This window comes from Ferruginibacter albus, assembly GCF_020042285.1.
GTDB classification, from domain to species: Bacteria; Bacteroidota; Bacteroidia; order Chitinophagales; family Chitinophagaceae; genus Ferruginibacter; species Ferruginibacter albus.
In genome coordinates, this window is sequence record NZ_CP083388.1 from 916,836 (window position 1) to 942,290 (window position 25,455).

General features: G+C 33.5%; 34 protein-coding genes and 1 pseudogene. 17 read left to right on the top strand and 18 right to left on the bottom strand.

The window, feature by feature from the left end; all coding sequences use genetic code 11:
* Window positions 1-30: 30 nt before the first annotated feature.
* Complete coding sequence (locus tag K9M53_RS04020; protein ID WP_224018233.1) at window positions 31-453, bottom strand: hypothetical protein; 423 nt, start codon at window positions 451-453, stop codon at window positions 31-33.
* Window positions 454-698: 245 nt separating this feature from the next.
* A complete protein-coding gene (locus K9M53_RS04025; RefSeq protein ID WP_224018235.1) occupies window positions 699-887 on the bottom strand; it encodes a DUF3606 domain-containing protein in 189 nt (62 codons plus the stop codon).
* A 458-nt stretch (window positions 888-1,345) separates the two neighbouring features.
* On the opposite strand from K9M53_RS04025, the gene K9M53_RS04030 reads away from it, so the two are divergent.
* From K9M53_RS04030 to K9M53_RS04045, 4 genes are all read left to right on the top strand, one after another.
* Window positions 1,346-1,702: a response regulator gene (locus K9M53_RS04030; RefSeq protein ID WP_224018237.1), complete on the top strand. Its 357-nt coding sequence runs from the start codon at window positions 1,346-1,348 to the stop codon at window positions 1,700-1,702.
* Between the two features lie 559 nt (window positions 1,703-2,261).
* Window positions 2,262-2,429, top strand: coding sequence for a DUF305 domain-containing protein (locus tag K9M53_RS04035; protein ID WP_224018239.1), 168 nt, complete (start codon window positions 2,262-2,264; stop codon window positions 2,427-2,429).
* 569 nt (window positions 2,430-2,998) lie between these two features.
* A complete protein-coding gene (locus K9M53_RS04040; protein WP_224018241.1) occupies window positions 2,999-3,379 on the top strand; it encodes a hypothetical protein in 381 nt (126 codons plus the stop codon).
* 1 nt (window position 3,380) lies between these two features.
* Window positions 3,381-3,812: a hypothetical protein gene (locus K9M53_RS04045; RefSeq protein ID WP_224018243.1), complete on the top strand. Its 432-nt coding sequence runs from the start codon at window positions 3,381-3,383 to the stop codon at window positions 3,810-3,812.
* A 352-nt stretch (window positions 3,813-4,164) separates the two neighbouring features.
* Here the strand turns inward: K9M53_RS04045 and K9M53_RS04050 are convergent, their stop codons facing one another.
* Entirely contained in the window at window positions 4,165-4,473 is a 309-nt protein-coding gene (locus K9M53_RS04050) for an Hsp20/alpha crystallin family protein (protein WP_224019172.1), read from the bottom strand.
* 310 nt (window positions 4,474-4,783) lie between these two features.
* Between K9M53_RS04050 and K9M53_RS04055 the strand changes: the two genes are divergently transcribed.
* Window positions 4,784-5,383, top strand: a complete 600-nt coding sequence (locus tag K9M53_RS04055) for an alpha-ketoglutarate-dependent dioxygenase AlkB family protein (RefSeq protein WP_224018245.1) — start codon at window positions 4,784-4,786, stop codon at window positions 5,381-5,383.
* A 281-nt stretch (window positions 5,384-5,664) separates the two neighbouring features.
* On the opposite strand, the gene K9M53_RS04060 is transcribed toward K9M53_RS04055, so the two are convergent.
* The 8 genes from K9M53_RS04060 to K9M53_RS04095 all read right to left on the bottom strand — a co-directional run bounded on the left by K9M53_RS04060 (window position 5,665) and on the right by K9M53_RS04095 (window position 11,899).
* Window positions 5,665-6,513 (bottom strand): transglutaminase-like domain-containing protein, encoded by an 849-nt coding sequence (locus K9M53_RS04060; RefSeq protein WP_224018247.1) that lies wholly within the window; start codon window positions 6,511-6,513, stop codon window positions 5,665-5,667.
* Between the two features lie 15 nt (window positions 6,514-6,528).
* Window positions 6,529-7,245, bottom strand: coding sequence for a hypothetical protein (locus K9M53_RS04065; protein ID WP_224018248.1), 717 nt, complete (start codon window positions 7,243-7,245; stop codon window positions 6,529-6,531).
* Between the two features lie 28 nt (window positions 7,246-7,273).
* Window positions 7,274-7,519: a YtxH domain-containing protein gene (locus tag K9M53_RS04070; RefSeq protein WP_224018250.1), complete on the bottom strand. Its 246-nt coding sequence runs from the start codon at window positions 7,517-7,519 to the stop codon at window positions 7,274-7,276.
* A 37-nt stretch (window positions 7,520-7,556) separates the two neighbouring features.
* Window positions 7,557-7,697 (bottom strand): DUF1328 family protein, encoded by a 141-nt coding sequence (locus tag K9M53_RS04075; RefSeq protein WP_224018252.1) that lies wholly within the window; start codon window positions 7,695-7,697, stop codon window positions 7,557-7,559.
* A 673-nt stretch (window positions 7,698-8,370) separates the two neighbouring features.
* Entirely contained in the window at window positions 8,371-8,580 is a 210-nt protein-coding gene (locus K9M53_RS04080; RefSeq protein ID WP_224018253.1) for a DUF1345 domain-containing protein, read from the bottom strand.
* A gap of 329 nt (window positions 8,581-8,909) precedes the next feature.
* Window positions 8,910-10,439 carry an FAD-dependent oxidoreductase gene (locus K9M53_RS04085; protein ID WP_224018254.1) on the bottom strand — a complete coding sequence of 510 codons (1,530 nt, stop codon included), beginning with the start codon at window positions 10,437-10,439 and terminating at the stop codon, window positions 8,910-8,912.
* Between the two features lie 23 nt (window positions 10,440-10,462).
* Complete coding sequence (locus K9M53_RS04090; RefSeq protein ID WP_224018255.1) at window positions 10,463-10,660, bottom strand: KTSC domain-containing protein; 198 nt, start codon at window positions 10,658-10,660, stop codon at window positions 10,463-10,465.
* 33 nt (window positions 10,661-10,693) lie between these two features.
* Window positions 10,694-11,899, bottom strand: coding sequence for an NAD(P)/FAD-dependent oxidoreductase (locus K9M53_RS04095; RefSeq protein WP_224018256.1), 1,206 nt, complete (start codon window positions 11,897-11,899; stop codon window positions 10,694-10,696).
* Window positions 11,900-12,042: 143 nt separating this feature from the next.
* On the opposite strand from K9M53_RS04095, the gene K9M53_RS04100 reads away from it, so the two are divergent.
* On the top strand, window positions 12,043-12,528 hold the full coding sequence (locus tag K9M53_RS04100) for a DUF421 domain-containing protein (protein WP_224018257.1): 486 nt from the start codon (window positions 12,043-12,045) through the stop codon (window positions 12,526-12,528).
* A gap of 1 nt (window position 12,529) precedes the next feature.
* On the opposite strand, the gene K9M53_RS04105 is transcribed toward K9M53_RS04100, so the two are convergent.
* Both K9M53_RS04105 and K9M53_RS04110 read right to left on the bottom strand, forming a co-directional pair.
* Window positions 12,530-12,700, bottom strand: coding sequence for a hypothetical protein (locus K9M53_RS04105; protein WP_224018258.1), 171 nt, complete (start codon window positions 12,698-12,700; stop codon window positions 12,530-12,532).
* A 10-nt stretch (window positions 12,701-12,710) separates the two neighbouring features.
* Window positions 12,711-12,860 carry a hypothetical protein gene (locus K9M53_RS04110; RefSeq protein WP_224018259.1) on the bottom strand — a complete coding sequence of 50 codons (150 nt, stop codon included), beginning with the start codon at window positions 12,858-12,860 and terminating at the stop codon, window positions 12,711-12,713.
* 271 nt (window positions 12,861-13,131) lie between these two features.
* Between K9M53_RS04110 and K9M53_RS16170 the strand changes: the two are divergent.
* The 4 genes and pseudogenes from K9M53_RS16170 to K9M53_RS04130 all read left to right on the top strand — a co-directional run bounded on the left by K9M53_RS16170 (window position 13,132) and on the right by K9M53_RS04130 (window position 15,348).
* Window positions 13,132-14,276, top strand: a pseudogene (locus K9M53_RS16170) (DUF763 domain-containing protein).
* Between the two features lie 66 nt (window positions 14,277-14,342).
* Window positions 14,343-14,579 (top strand): inorganic diphosphatase, encoded by a 237-nt coding sequence (locus K9M53_RS04120; protein ID WP_224018261.1) that lies wholly within the window; start codon window positions 14,343-14,345, stop codon window positions 14,577-14,579.
* 21 nt (window positions 14,580-14,600) lie between these two features.
* Window positions 14,601-14,825, top strand: a complete 225-nt coding sequence (locus K9M53_RS04125; protein WP_224018263.1) for a hypothetical protein — start codon at window positions 14,601-14,603, stop codon at window positions 14,823-14,825.
* Between the two features lie 292 nt (window positions 14,826-15,117).
* Entirely contained in the window at window positions 15,118-15,348 is a 231-nt protein-coding gene (locus K9M53_RS04130; RefSeq protein ID WP_224018265.1) for a hypothetical protein, read from the top strand.
* A gap of 133 nt (window positions 15,349-15,481) precedes the next feature.
* On the opposite strand, the gene K9M53_RS04135 is transcribed toward K9M53_RS04130, so the two are convergent.
* On the bottom strand, window positions 15,482-15,676 hold the full coding sequence (locus K9M53_RS04135; protein ID WP_224018268.1) for a hypothetical protein: 195 nt from the start codon (window positions 15,674-15,676) through the stop codon (window positions 15,482-15,484).
* A gap of 310 nt (window positions 15,677-15,986) precedes the next feature.
* On the opposite strand from K9M53_RS04135, the gene K9M53_RS04140 reads away from it, so the two are divergent.
* Window positions 15,987-16,280, top strand: coding sequence for a response regulator (locus tag K9M53_RS04140; RefSeq protein WP_224018270.1), 294 nt, complete (start codon window positions 15,987-15,989; stop codon window positions 16,278-16,280).
* A gap of 238 nt (window positions 16,281-16,518) precedes the next feature.
* On the opposite strand, the gene K9M53_RS04145 is transcribed toward K9M53_RS04140, so the two are convergent.
* On the bottom strand, window positions 16,519-16,878 hold the full coding sequence (locus tag K9M53_RS04145) for a hypothetical protein (RefSeq protein WP_224018272.1): 360 nt from the start codon (window positions 16,876-16,878) through the stop codon (window positions 16,519-16,521).
* Between the two features lie 474 nt (window positions 16,879-17,352).
* Here K9M53_RS04145 and K9M53_RS04150 point away from each other — a divergent pair, with 474 nt between their 5' ends.
* The 3 genes from K9M53_RS04150 to K9M53_RS04160 all read left to right on the top strand — a co-directional run bounded on the left by K9M53_RS04150 (window position 17,353) and on the right by K9M53_RS04160 (window position 19,044).
* Window positions 17,353-17,781: a hypothetical protein gene (locus tag K9M53_RS04150; RefSeq protein WP_224018274.1), complete on the top strand. Its 429-nt coding sequence runs from the start codon at window positions 17,353-17,355 to the stop codon at window positions 17,779-17,781.
* A gap of 307 nt (window positions 17,782-18,088) precedes the next feature.
* Window positions 18,089-18,310, top strand: coding sequence for a hypothetical protein (locus K9M53_RS04155; RefSeq protein WP_224018277.1), 222 nt, complete (start codon window positions 18,089-18,091; stop codon window positions 18,308-18,310).
* A gap of 227 nt (window positions 18,311-18,537) precedes the next feature.
* The gene (locus tag K9M53_RS04160) at window positions 18,538-19,044 is read left to right on the top strand and encodes a hypothetical protein (RefSeq protein ID WP_224018280.1); all 507 of its coding nucleotides are present in this window, start codon (window positions 18,538-18,540) and stop codon (window positions 19,042-19,044) included.
* A 42-nt stretch (window positions 19,045-19,086) separates the two neighbouring features.
* On the opposite strand, the gene K9M53_RS04165 is transcribed toward K9M53_RS04160, so the two are convergent.
* The gene (locus K9M53_RS04165) at window positions 19,087-19,287 is read right to left on the bottom strand and encodes a hypothetical protein (protein ID WP_224018282.1); all 201 of its coding nucleotides are present in this window, start codon (window positions 19,285-19,287) and stop codon (window positions 19,087-19,089) included.
* A gap of 830 nt (window positions 19,288-20,117) precedes the next feature.
* Here K9M53_RS04165 and K9M53_RS04170 point away from each other — a divergent pair.
* From K9M53_RS04170 to K9M53_RS04180, 3 genes are all read left to right on the top strand, one after another.
* Complete coding sequence (locus K9M53_RS04170) at window positions 20,118-20,636, top strand: hypothetical protein (protein ID WP_224018284.1); 519 nt, start codon at window positions 20,118-20,120, stop codon at window positions 20,634-20,636.
* Between the two features lie 171 nt (window positions 20,637-20,807).
* Window positions 20,808-22,082: an IPT/TIG domain-containing protein gene (locus K9M53_RS04175; RefSeq protein WP_224018286.1), complete on the top strand. Its 1,275-nt coding sequence runs from the start codon at window positions 20,808-20,810 to the stop codon at window positions 22,080-22,082.
* Window positions 22,083-22,533: 451 nt separating this feature from the next.
* A complete protein-coding gene (locus K9M53_RS04180) occupies window positions 22,534-24,321 on the top strand; it encodes a T9SS type A sorting domain-containing protein (RefSeq protein ID WP_224018288.1) in 1,788 nt (595 codons plus the stop codon).
* 39 nt (window positions 24,322-24,360) lie between these two features.
* Here K9M53_RS04180 and K9M53_RS04185 read toward each other — a convergent pair whose 3' ends face one another.
* Window positions 24,361-25,113, bottom strand: coding sequence for a DUF6261 family protein (locus tag K9M53_RS04185; protein ID WP_224018290.1), 753 nt, complete (start codon window positions 25,111-25,113; stop codon window positions 24,361-24,363).
* 20 nt (window positions 25,114-25,133) lie between these two features.
* Complete coding sequence (locus K9M53_RS04190; RefSeq protein WP_224018292.1) at window positions 25,134-25,394, bottom strand: hypothetical protein; 261 nt, start codon at window positions 25,392-25,394, stop codon at window positions 25,134-25,136.
* Window positions 25,395-25,455 lie beyond the last annotated feature (61 nt).

Consider the following 25,455-nt stretch of genomic DNA (forward strand, 5'->3'; position numbering starts at 1 on the left):
ATTTAAGTGCCCTAATTATTTAGATCTAACTCAATTTGTTTTAGTTGTTATAGACCATATGTAAACGCCAAAAATTCCAATTACAAAATTTATAAGTATTGTGCTTAAAGGAAGCATATAATAAAGTCCAAGTACATTAGCAGGCTGATGTTTTAAAATATTTCCATCTTTATAAATAAAACCTAACAATAATATTATTAAACATGAAATGAGAATTGAACCAATTTCAATTTTTATAGCTAGGGACATGATCGATTGAATTGTTGGTAACCCCTCTTTTTTATTTTTTAAAAAGATAGTACAGGCAAGTAATAAAATAGCAAAACAAATATTGCCTAAATATAATAGCCACACATTAGAATATGTATCGTTTCTAAAAAGAAAAAATACAGGTAAACAATATGCAATAGAACATATTAGACTTGGTTTAACATGTGAAAATAGTTTTTTCATAATTTAAAATTATTTAAGTAAAAATACATTTATCTATTCGTTAGGATATTGTCAATAAACTCTGCACTAAATAATTGAAATGCTCTCTCATCTGTTTAACTATACTCAGCATTTGTAGCTTTACTATGCAATGTTATATTCAACTAATTACCAAGCCTCATCACCTCATATAACATTCCTTGTCTACATTCTCGGTAAGGTAGTCCTAATTTGATTAATCTGTTGGTAAGTTCTGTTTTTTAGTCTTAAGTAATATGATCAACAAGAATACAATTTCTTACATCTTCTGCTGAATTCCCTACTTTCCTGATAATTGATAAAAGCTTTTCAAAGCCAATTCCAAAATGTGTTGACCACCAAATAAATTCGCCCATATCATTACTGTCTATTCTATCCATATTGGATGGCAATTTCATTTTCAGATCTTTGCTCATAACTTAATATGTATTTGGAACCTTGAATTGTAACCGAACTTAAACTGCAAAGCTCCCATTATTGGATCCATTAAGGGAGAGATAAGCATTGCACCAATAATAACTGCCGGAGAATTTACATTTAATCTTAAAGATGCAACAAATATAGCGAAGATGAGAACCCCATAAATTAGTACCAAGGAAAATGATAGCATTTTCAATATTCATCAAAACTGTTCCAAGGCTTCTTTCTAAACTTATCGAAAAAGTTTACACTCATAATAACAGTTTAATTAAATAAATTTTTCCACCGGATTATAAATTTACAAATCATTCCTATATCATAAGTAATATATGACGCTTATAAAAACATAAATTAATGCATTAATTGGGCATTTTTACTTTTAGGCAATAAATTCCCCTCTTGGCAAAAACTATAAAGTAAGATTAAATGGCTCAATTTTGCTTTCATCACTGCCATGAGCAAAGTATTAATTATTGATGATCAGGAGGATATCTGCTTTTTATTATCAAATATCCTAAAACGAAATGGCGTTTCATGTGATACAGCGCATACTTTAGCACAAGGTTATTCATTACTTGAAACACACCAATATGACTGCATCTTTTTAGACAACAATTTACCAGACGGTTTTGGTATTGATAATATTGAAAAGATAAAAAAGCAAAGTATTACAAAAGTAATTATGATAACGGCATTTGCTAATGAAGTAATAGAAACTTCTGCGAGGCTAAAGGGAGTAGACGATTTTATACATAAGCCTTTTAAAATTCTTTCTATTCAAAATATTGTTGAAGCATTATTGCGTGCTTGACTTCATTTAATTATATTCATTTTTTAAAAAGACGTAAAAAACTCGAATGATTGTGGACTCATTTAAATTAATATTGGCATCTTAGTTGATTTATAATATATGCATCAAAACTATAACGGGAATTAGAGGCTTGAAGTAAAGTTAGGTAATAAATAGTGTCCCCAGGTATCTAAGATATTCTCTATGAATGCGGTGGCATGTTATTTGAGCCTTTTCTGTAGACGTTTTTCGGAAATAAGCAATAACAATAATTCTTCACAATAAATATCCTTCTATGAATTATAGAACTTTTCTAGTTATGCTAATAATTTCTTTCGTAGTTATGTATTCGGTGATGTTTTTGAATGTAGATGATATAAGTCATATTTATTTAAGTCTTACTAGGTTTTATATGGCAATACTTATGACAGCTCCAATGGCTGTAATAATGATTTTAATGATGGATAAAATGTATACAAACAAAAAGTTGAATTAAATAATTATAATATCAGGAATAGTTATTTTTATTACAACATTTTTCCTGCTTAGAACACAAACTCCTATTGGCGACAAAAATTATATGGAAGCGATGATTCCTCATCATTCCTCGGCAATAATGACAAGTAAAAACGCAAACATTAAAGATCCTGAAGTAAAAAAATTATCGGAACAAATTATTCAATCACAGGAAAAAGAGATTGAACAAATGAAAAGTATGCTTGCAAGATTGAATAATAAAGAACCCTAAATTACTTATTAGGAAATATACAAACTGTATAGAGAAGTATAAAAAACAACAAGATTATATAATCCTGCTGTTCTTTCAAAAAGCGTTTACTAATATCCATTAATCGAGATGAATCAATTCCATCCAGGAGTACCAATTATCTTTAAGAACATCGTAAGAACTATCGTTTAATTGCTTTTTAATTACTGTGAAGTTAAATTTCGCTAACCTTGACCTAAAAGTTCACATAAATCTTGTTCTTAGTGTTGCTAATATGGCTTAAAAAAGAAATGGCCTATATAGCTCTTATAGAATTTCTTCTAAGTAATAAGAGGACTGGATGATGTAATTAATTTATTAACCTTAGAAGAAAAGGCGTTTGCTTGGGATGTGTTTCCTCTAATCCTATGAATTAAGAATCTTGGAAAAACTAATTCTTACCGGTAATATTCACGATTATACTCATAATTTAAGTTCAAAATCAGCTAACTCGTAATTTTCATTCATCTCTTTCAATAATGAGATATTTCCCGTAATCGGGCAGATTTTTTGAACTTCTATAAATAATTACTTAACTAAATTTAACAGCCATGAAGACAAAGTTTAAGCCCCTTAGTCAATTTATTGCTGATTATAGATTGAATAAGTTCGATAATGATATTATCTGTTTTGAAGCAATGATTTATTTTATGAGTGATATGAATTCAATACAATTTCCAACGGAGGTTCAAATTATTACCATTGGTAAAACAGGAATTGATATTGTTTATTTATTGCAAAATACAACTCAAACCTACAAAATACCCAATACTTTTATCGCAGGAAAGGAACAAATAAGTTACACACCTGATGAATGTCTGATAATAAAAGGAACAAATCTTCGATATGGTAATTATTATTTATCAATAAAGCCTCAAAAGGATTGTAGTGAAGAAACAATTAATAAAATCAATCAAAGGATAAAAAATTAAGATGAAGACAATAAACCAGCCATTGAAAGAATTTATCAACGATTATAAATTAAAACCTGAAGACCATTCTATTTGTTTTGATGCCACCATTTATTTTTCTACGGAAACAGATTTCATATCACTTCCAACAGAAGTTGAAATAATATCAATAGGAGAAACAATAATGGATGTTATAAACCTCTTACATCCCGATGTATTGGTCCACAGGATACCTGACACCTATCTGGTTAATGAACATGAAATTGCATATTTGAAAAACAGTGCGTTGATCATCAAAGGACAAGCACCGGAACATGGCTGGTTTGTATTATCAATTCATGCCGAGGGAGATTGTGATGAATATACATTAATGGAATTGCATGGGAAGACTTTAATTAACTTTTTACTTAATCACTATCATTGTCACTATAAAATATCTTTTCGATTAAACTAAAATTTTTGAATATTTCTTTAGTAATTATTTTGCAGTTATCACCCATTTCGTTTAACGTACATTGCAAGACCTTAATATTTACCGGTAAGTTGTTTTTCCACTCAATAAAATCTAATTGTAAAATAGCCTTTTCACTTACTTCATCAGAGCCCTTTAACTTTTCAAAAATTGCATTTGCTACTAACCGATTATTTCCAATAAAGAATTTCCCAAAGCTTTGAAAATCATTGGGTGTTTTTATTGTGAACTGTATGTAGTAAGTGGTTTGCATAAAATAATAGCAACAAAGGGATGATTAACATCCCTTTGTTGTGATTTCAGTTAATACACTAAAAAAGGATCATCTTTATCATTATTGAATTTCAATAAGGCGAGATACTTTTTTAGCTTGCTCATTTTTTGGAATAGAAATTTTAAGAATACCGTTTTCATAATTTGCTACAATTTTTTCAGTGTTAACAGTTTTGTCTAATGCGAATGTTCTGGTGAATTCCTGTTGCCTGTATTGCTGGGTTATCCATTTTTTATTTTCCTGTTTGTTTTCTTCGCTATGCTTAAAGCCAATAGTTAAGATATCATTGTTGATACTGATATTGAAATCCTTTTTCTGCAGTCCCGGAGCTACCAGTTCCACTTCATAAGAATTATCAGTTTCTTCAATGTTAACAGGAACATTACTTTGAGAATTTAATCCGCTAAATCCCCAAAAATCATCACTGAAAACCGGTTAAGATTATTTTGGAAGATATCATTAATAACATTTCCAAAATTTGCCGGCTGATTGTCTTGTTTTCTTTTGATTAGGTTGTTCATAATTACCTCCTTTTTTTAAAAAGTACATAGCAACCCCAATACCATTTCAATAAAAAGGTCATTTTTTCAATTTGTAAGAAAAAATTTCATGAAATTTTTTCATGCGCTAAATATTTTAGCAAAACAAATAAACGCAGTAACTTTAATAAAAAAATTAGATGCTTACGCTTTTTGATGATTTGCAGGTTTTTGATGACGGCAAAAAACGCATTATTCATTTTGATATTCCTGATGCCGATCTTACATTAAGACAACAATTTTTTGATAAAGAAAAGTCTGATAATTTTTATGAGATATTGTTGCATACTATACCATGGCAACAAAATCAAAGAAAGATGTATGATAAGGTAGTAGATGATCCCAGGCTTACTGCCTGGTATGGTAAGAAAGCGTTTAATCAATGGACAGATGAACTCTTGGAAATTAAGGAAGAGGTAGAAATTGTTAGCGGCAGCAGATTCAATAATGTTTTACTTAATTATTATAGGGATGGCAACGATTCTGTAAGCTGGCATAGTGATAAAAAACCAGAAGGTGGTACAAATACTCCTATAGCCTCTGTCAGTTTTGGAGAGACAAGGGCTTTTCAAATAAGACATAAGTTTAATAAAGATCTAAAGCCAATGTCTATCCCGTTGACTCATGGCTCCTTTTTATTAATGGCTGTCCTATGCAAGATTATTGGGAACATCATATTGCCAAAACCAAAAAGGAAATCGCTCCTCGAATTAATCTTACTTTTAGAATCACCTGATTGACTATTTCAGAATGAATTTATAGCTTAGTAAATAATTAACTTGTAAGCTATAAAGCAGAATGAAATAGGAATCTTCATTGAACTTTCATAAAGAAAAGATAGTTTTGAAATTCATTTTTTAATCAATCATTTAGTTCGATCAAAAAGATAGAAAGTCATTGCATCTGCGATGGCTTTTTATTTAGAAGAAGGTTTTTAATAATTTTAAGAAAAGAAATAGATGAACTTGAAATTTATTTATAGCCCTAGAAACTTCATTAGAAAAATAAATTCTTTATAATTTTATTGATAAGATAAGCCGCGCTGTTTGCTCATAGCATAGGTAAAGGGTTTAAAATTCGTATCCTTTGTTTCACACTTCACGTTCATCAAGGTACAAATAGTTTTACCAAATGTACTTGCAACCGGAGCATCTGCAGCATCTCTTCCATTGGCAATTTTTACTAATCCATTGACTGGAACCAGTTTAGTCGGATCAAAAAATATCCATTCTCCACCTATATAAGCTTCAAAGCATGCATGAAAATCAGGAGGTGTAAGATCATATGCATAAGCTGTAAAATATCTTGCAGGAATAGACAGTGCCCTACATAGCGTAATTCCTAAATGAGCAAAATCCCTGCATACGCCTGCTCTTTCAGTTAATGTATCATGTGCTGAAGTACTGGAATTAGTACTGCCACTAACGTACTCTACATTGTTATATATCCATTCAGTAATTGCTAGCACCTTTGCATAGGTATTTTCGATATCACCAAACTCTTTAAATGCGAGTTTTTGAAGTTTATCTGATTGACAATATCGGCTTGGAAAAAGATATGGTATCACTTCAGCATCTAACTTGAATACAGGAACCGTTTGTAATAATTGATCTCGATTTACAATCTTATAATTCAAATCTATGGTAGCATCGTACCTAATTTTAAAATTAATTCCTTTATTAACTTGTAATCTTAAAAACCTTGCATCAATGCTTGGAGAATGAAATTCTTCAAATTTTAAGACTGGGTCTGTTACCAGGGTTTCTTTTATAACAGATTGACTACTGGTAGTAGGAACCTGTAAATTAAAAATAAAGGTAGTCGGCATTAGCACTTTATACTGTAATTCACTATGTACTTCAAATTCCATGAAAGTTTTATTTAATTATTTTTTAAACGCTTTATCTATCCATTCTTCAGGTATCTCATTAAGCGCTTCAGTCAATTTTTTATTCCATGCAGAAGTAATAGGCTCCAGGTCATTAAATTCGTATCTATTTTCAGAAATATGAAAACTGTCTTTTTCATACGTTACTACATCAATCGGAAAGGCAACATTATTAGAACTTACGCGGGTGGAATCAAAAGAAACATAACCTGCTTTTAAAGCCTGACGAAGAGAAATATTTTCATGTATTACACGGTTTAAAATTGCTTTTCCCTGTCCATCATTTCCAATAATAGCAAAGGGACTACCCTCATCCAGTTCTACCCAATTGCCCTCAGAATATAAGAGAAACAATTTATGCTCTTCATCACCTCGCAATTGTCCACCAACAATTGCATTCAGATTAAATCTATATCCTCCCTTAGTTAAGGCTGCGAGATCTTCATCTGCTACTCGTTTTATTTGTTGTCCAAATGCATTTACTGCCATGTACAACTTATCATACACAATTCCTTTTTCAATTAATTCAGTGAAATAATGAACTGCTTTATCTCTTACAGATCGCAAGCCACTTGTCATAATAAAAAAACTGTTGTGGGCATCTTGCACCACAAATACTTTTTTCTTTATTGTAGTTGTAGTACCGGCAGATATCCGTGTATCAGCAATGCCGACAATTCCTTGCTTGACTTTTATACCTAAGCAATACGTCATATACTTTATATTAAAAGGGATAAAACACCTAGGTTAAAGCCTCATTTATTTTCGATTCGGCATTTTCTACTTTGTTTGTAATTTGGTCTGCTACTGCATCAACTTCGCTATGTACCTCTTGGCGTATAGCATTTATCTTATCTTCAATAAAATCGGCTATATCATTAACTGACCCTGCAATTTTTTTTCTTGTTTCAGATCCTTTACGAGGTGCTATGAGAATACCGATTGCAGTGCCAATTACTATTCCTGCAATAATTTTTTTAGAGTTCATGTATATAAATTTTAGAAATTGAGAATGAAAGAGTCCATTATTTTTTCATAATAGTGACTCCTAATGTAACCATCACTAAAACGATCACAATAAATATAAAAAACAAGGTTTTAGCAATTGAAGCTGCTCCTGCTGCTATTCCAGTAAATTCGAAAATAGCTGCGACAATAGCAATCACAAAAAATATAGCTGCCTATTTTAACATAGAAAAAGTTTTAGTGAGTAAAAAATAAGAAGGATCATTATTTTATTCTTGTAGAATCATGCCATTTATTTTGACCTTTAAACACTAAAGCAGTAAAATATTTTTGGGGAACTTTTTACACACTTTAATTCGTCATTAGTGTTTTGTTACCCTGAGAGTAAAAATTTTTGCCTAATACTTTTACTTATTACTAGACAAATGCTATTTTAATTTGAAGTTTTCATTTAAACTTGTGCAGCTTGATTCATGGCAAGTTATTTGGGTTGAAGTAAGTCCTGAGTAAAGTATTAATTATAGAAGACCAACAAGATATTTGTTTTCTCTTGACAACTTTTGCCAAACAAAAGAAGATACACACTGATTGTGTTCAGACTGTTACAGATGCTTTACCTTATTACGAACAACAGATTACAATGTAATCTTTTTAGATAGCAACTCGCCATATGGATTAAACACTGACTATATTGATAAATTGAGACGCTATAGCAATTCAAAATTATTTGTTGTTACTGCCTTTGGCAATGAAGAAACAGAAGCCTTGGGCTTACAAAAGGGTGCCCATGCTTTTTATTCATAAACCTTTTAGCTATTACGATATTCAACAAATTTTTCAATCACTGTAATTCTGATCAGTTGGCTATATGGCTTAGTGCCGTAATCCTGCAATGAGATTAATTGTAAGGGCAACCACAAAGGTATTGAGAGCAAAAGATAATATGCCATGTGCTAACACTGTTCTGCGTATATGGCGATCCGACACTTGGACATCAGAAACTTGAAAAGTCATTCCAATAACAAAAGAAAAATAAGCAAAATTAAGGTAGTCAGGCTTAGGTTCATTCGGAAAAAAGTACACTCAATAATACAAACAGTCGACTCCCATCTTCTTTATTCGCCTTTTTAATAATTTCTCAAACAGGCAGGTTAAAGAATACAAATGCACTTGTAGAAATAAAAGCTATTGCAAATCCAGTCCAAAGAATTAAAATTATCAGCAACACATCTAAATGCAATCTATAAATGCAACAATAGATTAGAACAGATACAATAAGACTTAGTAGAATTCTTTGTAATGGATGCAGATGTAAAAACATAGTAAATGTTATTATAGGAAGATAGCAAATCTTTACTTAGAAATACTTTAATTATTTCATGATCCAGTTTATAAAAGATTATTTGGTTTAACTAAGTAGTAATCTGAACAACTTCCAAATCCAAGTCAGCCGGACCTGTTAGCACTTTTCCATTAATATCATATCGTGCCCCATGACAAGGGCAGTCCCAAGATTTTTCTACAGCGTTCCATTCTACATTACATTTCATGTGTGTGCATATAGGATTTAACGCATATAGTTTTCCTTGTTCATCTTTATATAAAGCAATAGACTCATCATGATATTTTATGATCTTCCCTTCACCTTTTGCTATTTCTGATAATTCCTGTACTTCTGCAGAAGAAAAAAACTTCCCTGCAAACTTCTTAATTACATCTACATTTTCTTTTATAAAATTGGAAAATCCTGCAATGGGTTTTATCCTATTTGGGTTAAAAAGAGCAATAGCATCATTTTGCTTATTCAAAACAATGTCATGCAGTAACTGTGCGGCAACATGGCTGTATACCATCCCGTTTCCACCAAAACCTGTTGCTACTAATATATTACCTGGATTACCAGGCATGTTGCCAATATATGACAAGCCATCATTAGGCTCAAAATATTGAGACGACCATTTAAAAGCAATTTCCTTTACATCAAAATACTTGCGAATATGGCTTTCTAACTTTAAGAAACAATGTTCTGTATTTTCTTCATGAGCTGTTTTATGATCTTCACCACCGGCTATTAAAAACTTTTGTCCATTTACTTCCTGGGTACGATAATAATGATACGGATCATACATATCATAACATAGGTTTTGAGGGTAGTTTTTATTGAGTAGTACTGCCATTGCATAACTGCGATAGGGCGCACAGCGCATATTAAAAAAAGTAATGCCCGGAGGAATATGTGTAGCATAAATAAAATAGGTTGACTTAAAATCTTTTGTGCTAGTTTTTATATCAACAACTTCATTTTGTTCTACACTATGTACACAACAATTTTCAATGATTACGCCTCCGGCTTTTTCAAACTCATTTGCCAACGCAAAAACATAATGAACCGGATTAAACTTTGCCTGTCCTTTTACCTCAATTGCTTTTTCAAAAGGTATATGAACAGGTATTTTATCTGCGTATGCCACTTCAATATCTACCTCTTTTGCTGCTTTGTAAATGGTTTTTAGTTCTTCTGTTTGTTTTTCAGATTGAGAAAATAAAAACGCAGAAGCATCTTTAAAATCACAGTCAATGCTATATTGTTTAATATTATTTTTAATTAAGGCTATAGCTTTTTTAACTTCATCGGCAACCAGTTTGGCATTTTCTTTTCCAAAATTGGAAGCAATTTGTTCATAGGTAGTATCAAGCAACGTATTTAAGTGAGCTGTCGTTCCTCCGGTAGTTCCAAAACAAAGTGAATTGGATTCAAGTATAGCACACTGCAATCCACTTTTTTGTAACAGTAAGGCGGTAGTTACGCCTGTTATTCCGCCTCCGGCAATAATTACATCAAATTCTTCTTTATTTTTTGAAGCATGAGGCTTGTATGCAGGTTGGTCATATTGCCATAAACTTTCTGCGGCTCCATCTCTTTTCAAATTTAATTTCTTCATTTTATTAATTTTAAGAATGCTAATCAGTTTATTTTTTTAAATTCATAATATCCTTTTATATACTTGTTTAGAAAGCTACCTTTTGAAATAGCTTTCCGCATCGCAGTAAAAACTTTTTCGGGAACGTTTAGATAATCATATACAGCACCAGATAGATATATTATACGCAACGTAGCGGTTGATGAATCATAATAAGTTGTTGATATAACAGATGACGGCATGTTTACCCTAAAACATAAAATGTACCATTTCTGTTACAGTCGCTCAAAAGAGAAGATAGGCGCTGATTTACTTTTCTTTCCTAAAAAAATATCCTGCAAGATTTCTGCTGCTATTAAACTGAAAACAATACCATTGCCACCAAAACCCAGTGCAAAAAAGCTGTTAGGTAATTTTTTATACTGCCCTATAAAAGGTAGACCATCTTTTGTAACACCGAAAGTTCCTGTCCAACTAAACTCCGGTTTAAAGGGTATGGCAGGAAATAACTCTTTAAAATCCTTTGCCAGTTGCTTTGTCTTTCGTTTTAACAACTTGTCTCTTTTATTGGGATCATAAAATTTTTCATCTCTGCCTCCGATAATAATGCGTTTATCATTAGTGCTGCGCAGGTATAAATAAGGATCGGCAGTATTCCATAACAAAACGTCGTCTTTCCAAAGTTTTGTTTGATTGTTTTGCTGTTCGCTTGCACACGCATATGTAGAATTAAAGGTTACTATTTTCTTATCAATAAGATGCATAACCTCGTAGCCTGTTGCATAAACTATTTTCTTTGCTTTTATTATACACCCATTTTCAGCCACTGCAGCTATTGATCTTTTACCATGGTCAATTTTAACTATTGACGTATTATCGTAAACTTTCAACCCTTTCTTAATAGCGGACTGGTGTAAAGAATGCGTGAGCATATAACAATCAGTTTGCCCTGCTGTAGCAGAAAGAATAGCACCAGGAGCAGTAAAGCCAAATTTTGAATTAATATCTGAGCCATTAAGATAGCTAACATCTAATCCGTTTTCTTTACGGACGGCAAATTCATTTTTTAAAAAAGAAACATCTTTTTTGGTTGCAGCATAATATAGGCTTTGTTTGAACTCAAAATCTCTATTACCTATTTTGTCGGAGAGCTTACCCAACTTATTTATTGCCTCTACACATAATTGATACGCATTTACAGCATTTGCTTTACCGACCTTGTTTATCAATGTTACAAGAGAAGTATCCAATTCATATTGCAATAAAGACGTACTGGCAGCAGAACTTCCTAATCCAATGCCTCTGGAATCTATCACTACGCAATTTATTCCTGCGCTCGTTAAATAATAAGCAGTTAAAGCACCAGATATACCGCCGCCTAATATCAATACGTCTGTTTTTAGAGATGCTTCCAGCTTTTGATAATTAAAAGGCAATCCGGTTTTAATCAGGAAATAGGGATAACCTGAACTTAAATCCATTCAAAATTTTATTATCATTACTCAATAAACAGTCCAAATAAAAGCCCTTACTATTATTTGAATAATGCATTTGTATTGTGTAAGAATATCTACAGTTTGCTATAGTGGCGTATAATTTGATTTATAAAAATAAATTTCACGCCATGGAACTTATATATGAAATATTCGGCAGAGGAAGAGATTTAAACATTCTTCAAATGAGTTGCAGAGTAATTGTAATTTTTATTTATGCACTTGTACTCATAAGAATATCAGGGCGGCGCTCCTTTGGAATACGTACAGCTTTGGATAATATCATTGTTATCTTGTTAGGTACTATTTTAGGAAGAGCAGTAGTCGGCGTGTCACCATTTATCCCGGTAATAACAGCATGCCTGGTCATTGTAATTGTTCATCGCGTTTTGGGATGGGCAATTGTCAATTCTAAATTTCTCAGTAGAATAATTGAAGGCGAAAAAATAACCTTGTATAAAGATGGAAATTTTATTCAAAAGAATTTTGACAGCGCATTGGTATGCAAAGAAGATATCTTACAGGGAGTACGCAAATCTGCATTAACAGAAGACCTAACCAAAATAGATAAAATTTATATTGAAAGAAATGGAGAGATAAGTGCTATAAAAAAATAGCCTATTTAACCTTATGCCCTTCTTTCTTATTATGCGTTATATCATCTCCTTTAAGATTGTACTCTTTATTTTTTCTGCTGTCTAAATTATTTTTATTTTCAGGAGTTTGTTTTGACTGGGATGAATTTTTTGTTGTCTGCTGTCTGGTTGATTTTGTTTGATCTGTTTTCATATACTGCTTTTTATTGATTATTCTGATCTGCCCTTGCATTGCCGGATCTATCAGGAGTTGTAAATTGTGGTGTGTCGGTTTCTTTTTTGGTTCGGGTTACCGTATTTACTTTGACACTCTTAACTTTCTTCTTTTCCTTTTTTGAATCTTTGGTGAACATAATTTCAGTTTATATCTATCAAATCAAATATTACTCCAATTGTAGATATTCTCCTTCTCGATTTAATGTGTGTATACAAATAAACAATGTCAAATAAGTGGGGAATAATTGAAACAATTTAAAATTTCAATTACTGATAATAGTATAAGAATCTTAAAAAAGATGTAATAGCATTGGTCTATATGTTTCGTAAATTTAAGTTATGATACGTTCGGGTGCGGCTAATCTTCCTCTTCACTATGGTTATGTACCAAAATGGCTGGCTGATAGAATGGCTAAATTAGGTTTAGCAATTACAGAGGCCATACTTACTGAATATGGACAGGATGAAATGTTGCGCAAGTTGTCTGATCCCTTTTGGTTTCAAAGTCTGGGTGCAGTAATGGGTATGGACTGGCATTCTTCCGGTATCACCACTTCAGTAATGGGAGCATTAAAAAGAGCTGTAAATCCACATTCAAAACAATTAGGCCTTTATATCTGTGGTGGTAAAGGCAAATTTTCAAAAGAAACTCCCAACGAATTGATGAGATTAGCTGACACTATAAGTTTGAACGGAAATGAGTTAGTACGGTGTAGTAAATTAAGCGCTAAAGTAGACAATACAGCTATCCAAGATGGCTTCCAATTATATACGCATAATTTCATTGTAAGTAATTCGGGAGACTGGACTGTTGTGCAACAGGGAATGCGTACAGGAGATAAACAGCCAGACGTTATCATTGGCATTCCAACAATATTATTTCTTTTGTTGAAGAGCCTCACACAGGAATATGCGGTATAAATCAAGGAGCGATATTAAATCTTACTGCATCTGATGCAAAACAGACACGCGAAGGAATTATAAACATAGCAGGACAAAAACCACAAGAATTATTAAAAGAGTTACCTCAATTAATTATGCCTGCCCATCATAACGTACAAGCAGAAGATATTAATCTTAAGCGATTAGGGACTGTGTTATGGCTCGCACATGAACAAAATCTCACAAATTTCGAAGACCTTTTATTATTACAGGGCATAGGACCAAGAACTTTGCAGTCATTAACTCTCGTAAGTGAAGTAATACATGGAACGCCGTCTCGATTTAAAGATCCTGCACGATTTTCATTTGCACATGGAGGCAAGGATGGTCATCCTTTTCCTGTTCCTACGAAAGTATATGATGAAACCATTGCCACCCTTCAAACTGCTGTACAAAAAGCCAAGTTGGGTAATAGTGAAAAGAATGATGCTATTAAAAAATTGCATGAATTAGCGGCTGCTTCAGAACAGAACTTTATTCCAAATAATAGTTTTGATGAACTAATCAAAAAAGAAAGAGAAGATTCGTGGAAATATGGAGGTAAGACAGTTTTTGGAAATGCTAAACCACCCAAAAAAGAATATAAAGAAATTCAATTAAAATTGTTTTAGCTATTAGAAACTCATTCTACACTACTCGTTTCGGCAAATATTTTGTATTAATATCTATAAAAAAGTATGAAAACAGTGGATATTATTATTGAAACTCCAAAAGGAAGTACAGAAAAATATGACTACGATCCAAAGAATAAACTTTTCAAACTTCATAAGTTTTTGCCTGCAGGTATGGTTTTCCCTTATGATTTTGGATTCATCCCATCCACTAAAGGGGAAGATGGCGATCCTTTGTACTTAATTGAAGTACACCTTTTTAGTTTACTACGTAGAAAAAATAGTTATGAAATAAACTTCTGATAGTAACTAAATTTAAATTATATGCCAACTAAACATCACGACGAAGCAGCAAAACATAATGAAGAAGCTGCAAAACATCATCGCAAAGCTTCTGAGCATTCACAAAAAGGGGAACATGAAAAAGCAGGTTATCATGCACAAGCAGCTTCAGCTCATCATAGCAAGGCTGGTCAGCATTCTGCAAAAGCATCCAACCAATATGCTAAAAAAGCAGGAACAATGAAGGATGAAGAAGATGAAGAATAATTTCTTGAAAATGTTAGTATGATAAAAAAGGAAGCTTTGCTTCCTTTTTTATTTTGATTAATAAACAGAGCAGAATCTATAAAATCATTCTTAAACTACAGGATAATTTTTATCGTATATGCTTTGCCCGATGTTATTTAAGGGGAATAAAATAAGATGTGGGTAAGCTCGGGGATATTTCCCGGGCTTTTTAATATTCAATTTCTACCAATTGCTAATCTAGCTTTGGTAAATATAAATTTTCTTTTCGGCAGTTTTTGATTGTTTATATTTTTAAAGCCAGATTATAGTTATGTATAATGAAACAAATCTTAAAGCCATTTCACAATATTTATTTAAATCAAAAAAAAACTTAGCCGTAGCAGAAAGCGTGACTTCAGGAAAGGTAATTAAAGGAAAAGATCTGGTTCAATTTGCAAAGGAATTACTTGATCGAGTTATAGAGATAACTGAAAAAGATTCTCACGTTCCTAAAGTATCATCTACAAAGTCAACCAAGAAAAAATCTACAGCTAAAAAGTAGTGCCTGTTTGTAATCCAAAAAAATGGGTGGCAATTAAGCCTCTCTTTATGGTAAACTATATCGCTCTTAGACCACCGGTAGGAAATAAAAAAGCTTGTATGATAACAAGCCTATAAATAAACTATATTAAAAGTCACACTTCATTTAATCCAATAATTTCTTTACCATCTGCATCCTTATAGAGTATTAGCTTAAATTCTTTTTTATTGCCTACAATAATATAGGAATATCCCTGTTTAATTTTGTTGACTATTGATGTTGTAGATTCAGGGTGATTGCCATCAGATAACTGCCGGAAATCCTCTAAACTCATTCTGATTGTCTCCATTAATACAATATACACTATATTTTCATTTAAAGAAAGTCTTTGACATCCATTTTAAAAAAATCTGCAATAGCCTTTAAGAAGAGTAAATGAGGATTGGTTTTACCGCTTCTATGAGCCAAATACTAGTTAATATATGCCTGTTGCTTCACCTATGTTACATATATATTGTTTTTTTTATCATTTTTAGTAGTTTTGCATTACTAACCCGTTAGCCATTAATAACTCTTTTCTATTATCTAAGGAAGATGGCTGCGATACTTATATTAGATGACTCTAAGGAATTATTAGACGTACTGGAGGTTGTATTACTATGCGTGGATACACTGTACGTTACACTTCTACAAAAGATTCTTTTTTCAAAGAATTAAATATCGAACGACCTAATATTGTCTTACTCGATGTTATGCTGTCCGAAGCAGATGGAAGAGAAATATGTTATGAATTAAAAACAAACGATTCCACTAAGGACATTCCTACTATCTTAATGTCTGCCAGCCCATCCACTTTAAGAGATTACAAAACTCTTCACGCAGACGGAATCATAGAAAAGCCATTTAATATCTCTGACTTAGTGATCGCCTTACATAATCACATGCAACGGTAATAAATTTTTTAGTTTTATCCCTTAGTTAACAGCGATATAGTTTCCTAAGAAGGTAATTGTGCAAGTTATATATATAAAGATGTAAGGTTTATCTGAAGCTAAGAATTAAAGAATAGCGTATATAATCTGTTAGATATTTATTTAAGTGTAGATATTTTGATATTAAGCTCGGGTGTCGTAAGCTTTTTTATTTGGATGTGCCGTAACTTTATACCTGTTAAACTACGGACAGAGTTGGTTAATCATCACATCCAATAGTATAAACAATCACACTGTCTCCTCTTTTGAACATTACTGTATTGGAATTTGCATTTTTTATTATGGAATCTCCTTTTTCAAACATATACTGGTCGAAACCCTTTTTTAAAATCTCTTTTGATGTATTCATCCCTACCTCATCCTTGATATTGTTTACAAGTATAACCGTATATGAATTTTTGCCCGCTGACCCTAAAATTACCCCTTGTATCGGCATTTTTACAGTTTTACAATTTCTTATAGTAATAGCTTTATCAACCTTCCAATCTTTATATTCAACAAATACTAAAATAGAAATAGTTGCTATTATCACATAAAGAGGTTTGAAATTTTTAGTCATATTTCAAATGTAATAAAAAAGGGTGCATCTATTCATCAGGATAAAATAAGCAAGGGGTTGAAGAAACTCAGCCCCTTAACTAACGACTTGCTTGATCGGTGTAAAACTAAAACGTGATCAGAGAGAGGGCACAAAGATATATCTCCACACTATCGGATGAAATGAAGGAATTGTTATAAAAAGAATCAACTAAAAAGAGCCTCCAAAATTTTCCTTAAACTTTTTGTTTGAATTGGTATCTTAGCCACTAATAAAATATTAGCGTTTTTTGTTTTTCTCATAGCCGGAACTTCGACACTTCCAAAATAATACAGGAGAAAAAGCATTTAAAACGCTCACGCCTTAGCGTGGGCAATTGCTTTCTGTATTAGGCTCGTCGAAGTGCCTTGGCTATAGAAGCAAATTTGTTCCACGCTTTTTACCTTCAAAAACTAGGGTTCTAAGGAACATAGAACTGCCAAAAAACTTCGAAAAATGAATCTCAAAAACACTCTTGCAGTTTTGCTGCTTAATGCAGCTTTATTTAGCTGTTCAAAAGAAAGTACAAACAATGGTGGAGGTGGCATACCAGTTTACGGATGTAAGGATCCAACCTCAATTAATTACAACCCATTAGCAACCGTAGATAATGGAACCTGCCAGTATCAAGGTAATGCCATATTTTGGTATAATTCAGGAGGCACAAATGCCACCGTCACCATTCACACAACTACCGGTGATGTGAAAGGTACAATAAACGGAAGCTATTATTATAATTCCACGCCTGCTTGTGGCTCCAATTATTGTGCAAATTTTACATTGCCAATCGGTACTTATACTTTTACTGCCTCATCTTTGGTTCACAATTGGAGTGGTACTATCATTATAACCGCTAATGGATGTTCTAATAGGCTGCTTAATTAGCAACTAAAACATGATTGCATATTTTAAGGCTGCAAAATGCAGCCTTTTTAATTACATTTAGTTATGAAAATTCTACCTAAGCAAATAGTATCAAATGTTACACAGTTTATTGATATTCCTGATTTCAGAGAAGATAAAGCGTATGTAGCAAAATTGCATTATGTTATAACAATCGGAAAGACTCTGGTGTATTAAAATTTGAGAATGCAATTAAAAGTTTAGCAAACAAAATGCTTGCTTATAAAGGTGCTAACAGGGAATGTACGAATGAAGTAAAATTTGTAACTTTATAGAAACAAAACTCATTATGAAATTTTATAGTTTTACTTACGTTGACATATATGGACAAGAAATATTAAATTCTGGTGAAGCATACTATTATACAACAGCAGAAAAAAATATTGATGAGATGAAAAATGCAGCAAGAGAAATTTTAAAAATGCCTTCTGCGGTTATTACAATACATAAAGTACAAGAAATTTCGAAAGAACTATATGAAACAAGAATCGGAAAAAATATGCTTGTTTAATTAATCATTATTAAAGGCTGCATTTTTAGCAGCCTTTCTTTTTATTTAGTTTCGCCCTTTTGCGCTATGGTTACCTAAATTTAAGATGTATTTCAAGGTATAGTTTTTGGATTAAAAAATACAAACCTGTTAATAACAAATTGACTTTTGAATATTTGATAATGAGTTCAACTAAAATACTTCTAAAGTAGACAAATAAGTTATATTTGTTTTATAAAGCATTAATTATGAAGTCAATTTTATTTTCCATTATAATAGTATCTGTTCTTTTAACTTCATGTTCAAAAAGTAATCCTGTGAATACAGGTGGCGGTGGTACTTCATCTACACTATCTGCAGATATTGATGGTAAACCAACGGACTTCAGCATTTATGCTGTAGCAACACATCAAAATACCAGTGGAAGTTATAGCATTGGAATTGCAGGCTATAATGGAAGTGTTAGCGGAAGTCTTATTTCATTTGGTGTAGGTGGTTCTACACCTGTTGTAGCAGGAACTTTTGATAATAGTTACAGCGCTGCAACTTACAAGACTTCTATGAGCTTATTTGAACAACCAGGTAATATTATTTATCTTTCAAATGGTATAAGTCCCAATATTGGAACAGTTACTATTAGCTCTATTAATGCTGAATCTGTAAGTGGTACATTTAGTGGCGGTATTATACATAGTGGGGATAACGCTACTCACACGATTACTAATGGAAAGTTCAATGTGAAATTTTCTAATTAAGAATCACCTGATAATATTTTAGCGATAAGATTAGTTATTCTTCTATTCATTATGTTCTTTAATTAACCTGTCAACTTCTTGTTTAATTTCTTCTGGTAAATAATTAAAAAAGTTACCATCAATAGTAATAATATTTTCAGGTTCAATATATGAAAGTACAGGTGTTTGCCCAACATACTGATGAAGATAAGGTTCGATTAATTTTTTGATTTGATCAATATAAGTATCCTTCCTGTTTTGCATAGTTTTTATTGTACTTCTACAAATAAAGAGCCAATTAAGTTTAATATATCTTTAGTAGAAAGCCGGATCAGATAGTATTTGCAACTAATAGTATATTAACTTTTCAACTTTAATATACAAAGCAGTATCTTCTTAAATGTTGCCTTTATCTTAATACACATTATTGTATATAATCAGTAAGTCTAAAATAATTCTATTTTAAAGTTTATCTTTTAAGAGCTTTTCATACAAAAGTTATATAATAAATGCTTAAATCATGTAATAGATAGGATTTTCTTATCATCTGTTGCAATAACGATCAGTTTTTGACGTTAGCTTACACGAAAAACAATAATTTCTACGCTTTAAAAGAGAAATGCATTGTGAAAATCCCACGAAGAAGGGCCCATATCTCAGTTGGTTAGAGCACATGACTCACTCCAAAATAATTCTAATTTCTTTTCCAATGCCTTTTAATGAAAAAAGGCTTCAACAAAATCTGCTGAAACCTTTACTGCTATTATTGTGGGCCCACCAGGGCACGATCCTGGGACCCCCTGATTATGAGTCAGGTGCTTAAATTTTCTATTTGATACAGTAAAATATTTTTTACATCTTCAATAGAAAAGTTCGAACTTGAGATAGTTATGGGCACTAAATAAATCAGACTCTCCAGATAAAAGCAGAGAAGCACGCTATTTCTCTGCTTTTTGTTTTTAGCGATTTTGCCGTTTGGTAAATATATTGGTACCTCCAGGAATAAGACTACTTAAAATAGCTAAAGCGTAACATATAGGTAATATTATATTAATATAACTAAGATAAACTTGCAATACGTAAAATAGTGCCATATGTTAGAACAGCTATTTAATGTAAAATTTACCATCCCTTTAGATATAAAGAATTTCCTTTTGAAAAAGAAGGAGAGAATATTTACAATGTATGTTGAAGAGTATAGACATCCGGATAAGGATAGAGCTTTTAGTATTTTTAAAGTTTATAAGGATAAAGACGACAAGCAAATAAAATGCGAAGGAATGAATTTTGACGATGAAGGAAAAGCTACTTATTGTTGGTATACGTTGGCATCAAAATTTGAAAATAATATTCTTACCTATTCCTACATAAGTTTTCCATATCATGGCAACGAGGAAATTGCTCCTACTGTTGGCCAAGGTTCGTTAAAGGTTTTTCCATCAACAAAATCATTTATAGTGGGTGATTTTACCGATGATAGATCGAGCAGGTCTATTGCATTTACTGTTAAAAGATTGACCAGCTATTGTAATGAAAATAAAAGCTCACAGCTTTCTCCTGAAGATTGGCAATCTATCGGCAAAAAGGTAATGCAAAAAATCAAACTATCTTGATAGATCTTAAGGTTGAAGTTTATTATGATGGTACTAATTAAATGTTTTTTAAAGCATTCAACCTTTTTTCTATATATTCGCCTCCTCGCTATCAAACTCACCTGCTTTTAGATCCCTTTATTCTATCCTCTGTAATGCAAGAGCATTAATTAATTATCTATCTACACAATAATGAAAAAGCTTTTACTATCTGTTGCATTTATTTTTGCATTTAGCAACTTGCATGCACAAAACTGTACCGTTTATACTACTGTTGATACCACTGTTGAATGTTACAATTTGAGTAGCTTCGGGGAGAGGTACTGGGGTACTTACACTTTAAACTTGATCAGCAGCAAAGGATGCGATTCTATTGTTACATTAAATCTTAATGCGCCTGTTTATCCTTCTGATACTACTTATGAAACTCTTAGCGAGTGTGCGCTGCCTATTAGCTGGGGTTTGAACATTGATATATTTCAACCGGGGATATACGAAAACGTTATCGAGCATGGGTGTAATCCTGAACTTCGTGAAGACGAAATACATTATTTAAAGCTTACTGTAATTTCTGCTGATACTGTCAGGAGTTCTCAAACAATATGCTATGATCAATTGCCTTATGAGTGGAATGGACAAATAATTTATGAACCGGGCTCCTATTATAATGTATCTTCTTCAGTTACTCCCTGTTCTGTTCAGGAGGTAGATATAACTATATTACCGCAAAAGGAAAGTTATACGGATACGGTTATTTGTGCCAATAAGCTCCCTTTTCATTGGAACGGGCAAGATTATACTGCTTCGGGTAATTATTATGCTACTATTCCCGGGCAACCATGCGATTCGGTTGCGACATTGAATTTAACCGTAGTGAGTAATAGCACCAGCACTACCAATGTTGCCATTTGTGGCGATAAGGTACCTTATATATGGAATGGGAAAAATTATTCCGCAAGTGGAACATATACTGCCACTTTTCCACTTGGCAAAGGAAAATGTGATTCAATAGCTCAGCTGAACTTAACCGTAAATCCTTTACCGGTAATTTCTTCTTTTACTCCAACTACTGCCACACAAGGGCAGGCTGTTGTAATCAACGGAAGTAATCTTGCCAATGTTACAGCCGTTAACATTGGCGGTGTGCCTGCGGCATCTTTTAATATAATATCATCCAATGCTATTGTTGCATCGGTGGGTGCTGCTTCTGCAGGAGCTGTTACAGTAACCAATGCATGTGGTAACGGAACCTTAGCCGGCTTCAGTTTTAATCCTATGATGGGTGGTTTGGGCATCGGTACCGTTACGCCCACTTCCAAACTAACGGTAACGGGTGGAGATATACAGGTAACAGATGCCGGCTCCGGCATCATCTTAAAATCTCCCGATGGTAAATGCTGGAAATTATTCATGGGGTTAAGCGGGGGCTTTAATCACTTACAGGTGGTGGAAATACCTTGCCCGTAATAGATTAAAATGATTCTCCGGATATAGGGAAGTAATATAATTTAATCGTTGTATTTTGATATGACCTGCCACGTTTCGACAAGCTCAACATAACAGATCATATCAAAAAGCTGTCAGTCTGAGCTTGGCGAAGACGACCTTTTTTAAAAAACTTTCTACCATCTTTTACAGCAATCATTCACACAATATAAAAGGGTAGCCTTACATTGGCTACCCTTTCTTTTTCACGATTCACTCTTTTATATGGATTGAAAGAAAATTGCAGCTACAAAATAAGAACGCCAATATTAACCCCGGGTATCCTTGCTTGTTATTTAAAGATTTGGTAAAGCTGCCTTTCTTAACACTATCATAATACAAGCATAACCTTAAAGATTGTTTTAAGTAACATCTCCTTGCAATATTTGTAGTGATCCTGTCCCGCCCACATTTTCCATTTTTAATTATTTATATGAGATCATTTTCTACTTCTATAGTATTTACTGTAAAAATGTTTGTGCTGGTTGTTTTACTAAACGGCGTTTGTTCTTTTTCATATGGGCAGTTTGCAGTATGGAATGCAAGTAATCAATCAAGCTTTGGAGTAAGTCCTTTTGATGCTACCACGCTTCACGCCAACTTAGTATCGGCGCAGCTTAGCAGGGGTACAGGTGTTGGTGTATCCGGTTCTGCAGCCGCTACCGCATGGGGTGGTAATAACTGGGCAACAACTTCTAACGATGGTATTAGCGGTGACCAGGTTGTGTATGCTACCATTACACCTACCAACGGGTATCAATTATCATTGTATAATTTCAGTCTGCATTACAGGCGTTCAACTACAGGTCCTTCGTCGGCATTGCTGGAGTACTCTGTAAATGGCGGACCTTATATCTTATTTACTAGCATCAGCCTTAGCAGCAATTCATCTTCGGGTGCGGATATTACACCTGTAAACTTACAAGGCGTTGCAGCTTTACAAAATGTAGCAGGCGCTATCAACTTAAAGATAGTACCTTATGGCGGCAGCAGTGCAGCAGGTACGTTTTATGTTTATAAAACAGGACTTTCCATTGATGGAGATGTTTCACCTATCTCCAGCGGAGCACCGATAGATACCAGCGGTTGTCAAACCATCAGCTTTAGAAATGATGTTAACTATTCTGCTGTAGGATTTAACAGTAGTTATCCTGATTCACCGGCAGCAGCAGACTCTACAGAGATAGCTGCAATGGGATGGACCTGCAATGCAGCAGGAATACCTATTTGTAACAGCCGTACCATTATTAAGATGGATGTAAGTACCATTGCGCCGGGCACTGTTATAAAAAGTGCCAAGCTTAAATTATTTGCTAAAACAAATTATCCATGGGCTATTCCTGGTTCACCAACTTATGGAACAGCAAATGCATGTTTGTTCCAAAAAATAACTACTGATTGGATCATTGATACTTTAACGTGGAATGTTGAACCTCCTGTTGATGCAGTTACACCAGTAACCTTGCCACAAAGTAGCAGCACTACACAGAATTGCGAAATAGATATCACCGATTTTGTACAGCATTGGATAAATTATCCTGACAGCAACTTCGGAATGTTGTTCCGCCTGCAGACAGAGAACTATTATAACTCGCAGATATTTTATGCAGCTGATTATGCTACATCGCCTAATCTTCGTCCGCAGTTAACAATATGTGCCAACACAACTGTTCCTTTACGTTTGGTGAGCTTTAACGGGTATCACACCGGTAAGGATATTACGGTTACCTGGCGTTCGGATAATGAATATGATATGAGTGGTTTTGAATTACAACGTAGTGATGATGGTATTCATTTTACTACCATTACTACTATAGCGGCGCAAAATAATACAGGCACTAATAATTATGCTTACGATGATAGTAAGACAAGCAACGGTACTGTTTATTATCGTTTAAAGATGATAGAAAAAGATGGCGGTTATAAATACAGCACGATATTATCCTTCAACAGTGCAGATAAAGAAGAATCAATATTCACGGTGTTGCCAAACCCTGCGAGCCAATACACGCAATTGCAGACAAATGCTGTTGCCAATGAAAATGCAACAGTTAAAATAACCGATGCTACGGGAAGAACAGTGTTGCAAAAAACAGTGTTATTGAACAAAGGATTCAACACGATCAACCTGAATGAAATAGGACATTTTACAAAGGGCATCTACTTTATAAATCTTTCTAAGACGAACAGCACGCAAACTAAAAAGCTGCTGGTTAATTAACCGGCAGCTTTATTATAATAACCGAACCCTTTCTCTCTTTTATTGATTAGTAGTTGAAGTTTCCGGCGCTGTATTGTCTGTTGTTCCGGCTTTTCTTCCTGCAATAAGCGTATTGTATTGATCTATTAACGCATTGCATTCCTGTGTTACTTTATCAAAAGGGGCAGCACCTTTGTTGATGGTGTACCATGCATCGATAACATCTCTAAGAGCATAGTACAATTGCACCGCTTCCAGTCTTTTTATTTTTATTGTGTCAGGATTTACGGCAGCAAGCTCTTTGGTACGATCGATATACAATTCGTTAAACGCTTTATTGGCTGCACTCAATTCATCAGCCCATTCATTTAATTTCAAGGTATTGATGGCAGCAGCTAGGTCGGGCTTAGTGCTCCAGTCGGCAGTAATGTTATCAATGATAGCTGTTTCACTCTGGTAATTCTCCTTTGCAATGCCGGCACCATAATTTTTTAAATGAAACGCCAGCAGGTTGGCAGCTGCCGCTTTATCGGAATTAAAATGATAGCTGAGCGCCTGGATAACTGTATTGATGCCGGTGATCGCATTGTCTCTGCGTATATCAAGGTCTGTAATATCCTGCGTAAGTGCACTGCCGGTAGGGGTTTTAAAAAGCCCGTCTATTTCGGTGGTAATGTTGTTGAAACTGTTGTATTGCTCAGTAACTTTTAAAGTGGCAGGATCATTTTGTTTTATGATTTCCAGCAAGTCTTTGCTGAACTGTAAAAACTCGCTGTTGCGAAGCTTTGTTATATCGATGCTTATGATTGACATGTGTATGAATTAAAAAGTGATTACGATTGATTATAATTATTTTCCCGAAAGTCTTCTGCCGTTGTCGGCAAGGTTGCGGGAGTGCCCGAAAGCTTATTGCCGTTTGTGGCGAGGTTTCGGAAGCACCCGAAATGTTCCTGCCATGGGCGACAAGCTTGCGGAAGTATCCGAAAGTTCCCTGCTGTTGTCGGCAAGGTTTCGGGAATATCCGAAAGCTTCCTGCCGTTAGCGGCAACGTTTCGGGTAAATAAATAAGGTGGAGAACGGGGGGATGATAACATACGAATTATTTAAAAGAAAAGTTAGGATAAGTAGCTTAAGAAAATGTTGTTACAGGTGTAT

Coding starts and splice junctions, on each gene's coding strand:
- K9M53_RS04020 (WP_224018233.1), bottom strand. CDS start 453: ATGAAAAAACTATTTTCACATGTTAAACCAAGTCTAATATGTTCTATT.
- K9M53_RS04025 (WP_224018235.1), bottom strand. CDS start 887: ATGAGCAAAGATCTGAAAATGAAATTGCCATCCAATATGGATAGAATA.
- K9M53_RS04030 (WP_224018237.1), top strand. CDS start 1,346: ATGAGCAAAGTATTAATTATTGATGATCAGGAGGATATCTGCTTTTTA.
- K9M53_RS04035 (WP_224018239.1), top strand. CDS start 2,262: ATGGAAGCGATGATTCCTCATCATTCCTCGGCAATAATGACAAGTAAA.
- K9M53_RS04040 (WP_224018241.1), top strand. CDS start 2,999: ATGAAGACAAAGTTTAAGCCCCTTAGTCAATTTATTGCTGATTATAGA.
- K9M53_RS04045 (WP_224018243.1), top strand. CDS start 3,381: ATGAAGACAATAAACCAGCCATTGAAAGAATTTATCAACGATTATAAA.
- K9M53_RS04055 (WP_224018245.1), top strand. CDS start 4,784: ATGCTTACGCTTTTTGATGATTTGCAGGTTTTTGATGACGGCAAAAAA.
- K9M53_RS04060 (WP_224018247.1), bottom strand. CDS start 6,513: ATGGAATTTGAAGTACATAGTGAATTACAGTATAAAGTGCTAATGCCG.
- K9M53_RS04065 (WP_224018248.1), bottom strand. CDS start 7,245: ATGACGTATTGCTTAGGTATAAAAGTCAAGCAAGGAATTGTCGGCATT.
- K9M53_RS04070 (WP_224018250.1), bottom strand. CDS start 7,519: ATGAACTCTAAAAAAATTATTGCAGGAATAGTAATTGGCACTGCAATC.
- K9M53_RS04085 (WP_224018254.1), bottom strand. CDS start 10,439: ATGAAGAAATTAAATTTGAAAAGAGATGGAGCCGCAGAAAGTTTATGG.
- K9M53_RS04090 (WP_224018255.1), bottom strand. CDS start 10,660: ATGCCGTCATCTGTTATATCAACAACTTATTATGATTCATCAACCGCT.
- K9M53_RS04095 (WP_224018256.1), bottom strand. CDS start 11,899: ATGGATTTAAGTTCAGGTTATCCCTATTTCCTGATTAAAACCGGATTG.
- K9M53_RS04100 (WP_224018257.1), top strand. CDS start 12,043: ATGGAACTTATATATGAAATATTCGGCAGAGGAAGAGATTTAAACATT.
- K9M53_RS04105 (WP_224018258.1), bottom strand. CDS start 12,700: ATGAAAACAGATCAAACAAAATCAACCAGACAGCAGACAACAAAAAAT.
- K9M53_RS04110 (WP_224018259.1), bottom strand. CDS start 12,860: ATGTTCACCAAAGATTCAAAAAAGGAAAAGAAGAAAGTTAAGAGTGTC.
- K9M53_RS04120 (WP_224018261.1), top strand. CDS start 14,343: ATGAAAACAGTGGATATTATTATTGAAACTCCAAAAGGAAGTACAGAA.
- K9M53_RS04125 (WP_224018263.1), top strand. CDS start 14,601: ATGCCAACTAAACATCACGACGAAGCAGCAAAACATAATGAAGAAGCT.
- K9M53_RS04130 (WP_224018265.1), top strand. CDS start 15,118: ATGTATAATGAAACAAATCTTAAAGCCATTTCACAATATTTATTTAAA.
- K9M53_RS04135 (WP_224018268.1), bottom strand. CDS start 15,676: ATGGAGACAATCAGAATGAGTTTAGAGGATTTCCGGCAGTTATCTGAT.
- K9M53_RS04140 (WP_224018270.1), top strand. CDS start 15,987: ATGCGTGGATACACTGTACGTTACACTTCTACAAAAGATTCTTTTTTC.
- K9M53_RS04145 (WP_224018272.1), bottom strand. CDS start 16,878: ATGACTAAAAATTTCAAACCTCTTTATGTGATAATAGCAACTATTTCT.
- K9M53_RS04150 (WP_224018274.1), top strand. CDS start 17,353: ATGAATCTCAAAAACACTCTTGCAGTTTTGCTGCTTAATGCAGCTTTA.
- K9M53_RS04155 (WP_224018277.1), top strand. CDS start 18,089: ATGAAATTTTATAGTTTTACTTACGTTGACATATATGGACAAGAAATA.
- K9M53_RS04160 (WP_224018280.1), top strand. CDS start 18,538: ATGAAGTCAATTTTATTTTCCATTATAATAGTATCTGTTCTTTTAACT.
- K9M53_RS04165 (WP_224018282.1), bottom strand. CDS start 19,287: ATGCAAAACAGGAAGGATACTTATATTGATCAAATCAAAAAATTAATC.
- K9M53_RS04170 (WP_224018284.1), top strand. CDS start 20,118: ATGTTAGAACAGCTATTTAATGTAAAATTTACCATCCCTTTAGATATA.
- K9M53_RS04175 (WP_224018286.1), top strand. CDS start 20,808: ATGAAAAAGCTTTTACTATCTGTTGCATTTATTTTTGCATTTAGCAAC.
- K9M53_RS04180 (WP_224018288.1), top strand. CDS start 22,534: ATGAGATCATTTTCTACTTCTATAGTATTTACTGTAAAAATGTTTGTG.
- K9M53_RS04185 (WP_224018290.1), bottom strand. CDS start 25,113: ATGTCAATCATAAGCATCGATATAACAAAGCTTCGCAACAGCGAGTTT.
- K9M53_RS04190 (WP_224018292.1), bottom strand. CDS start 25,394: ATGTTATCATCCCCCCGTTCTCCACCTTATTTATTTACCCGAAACGTT.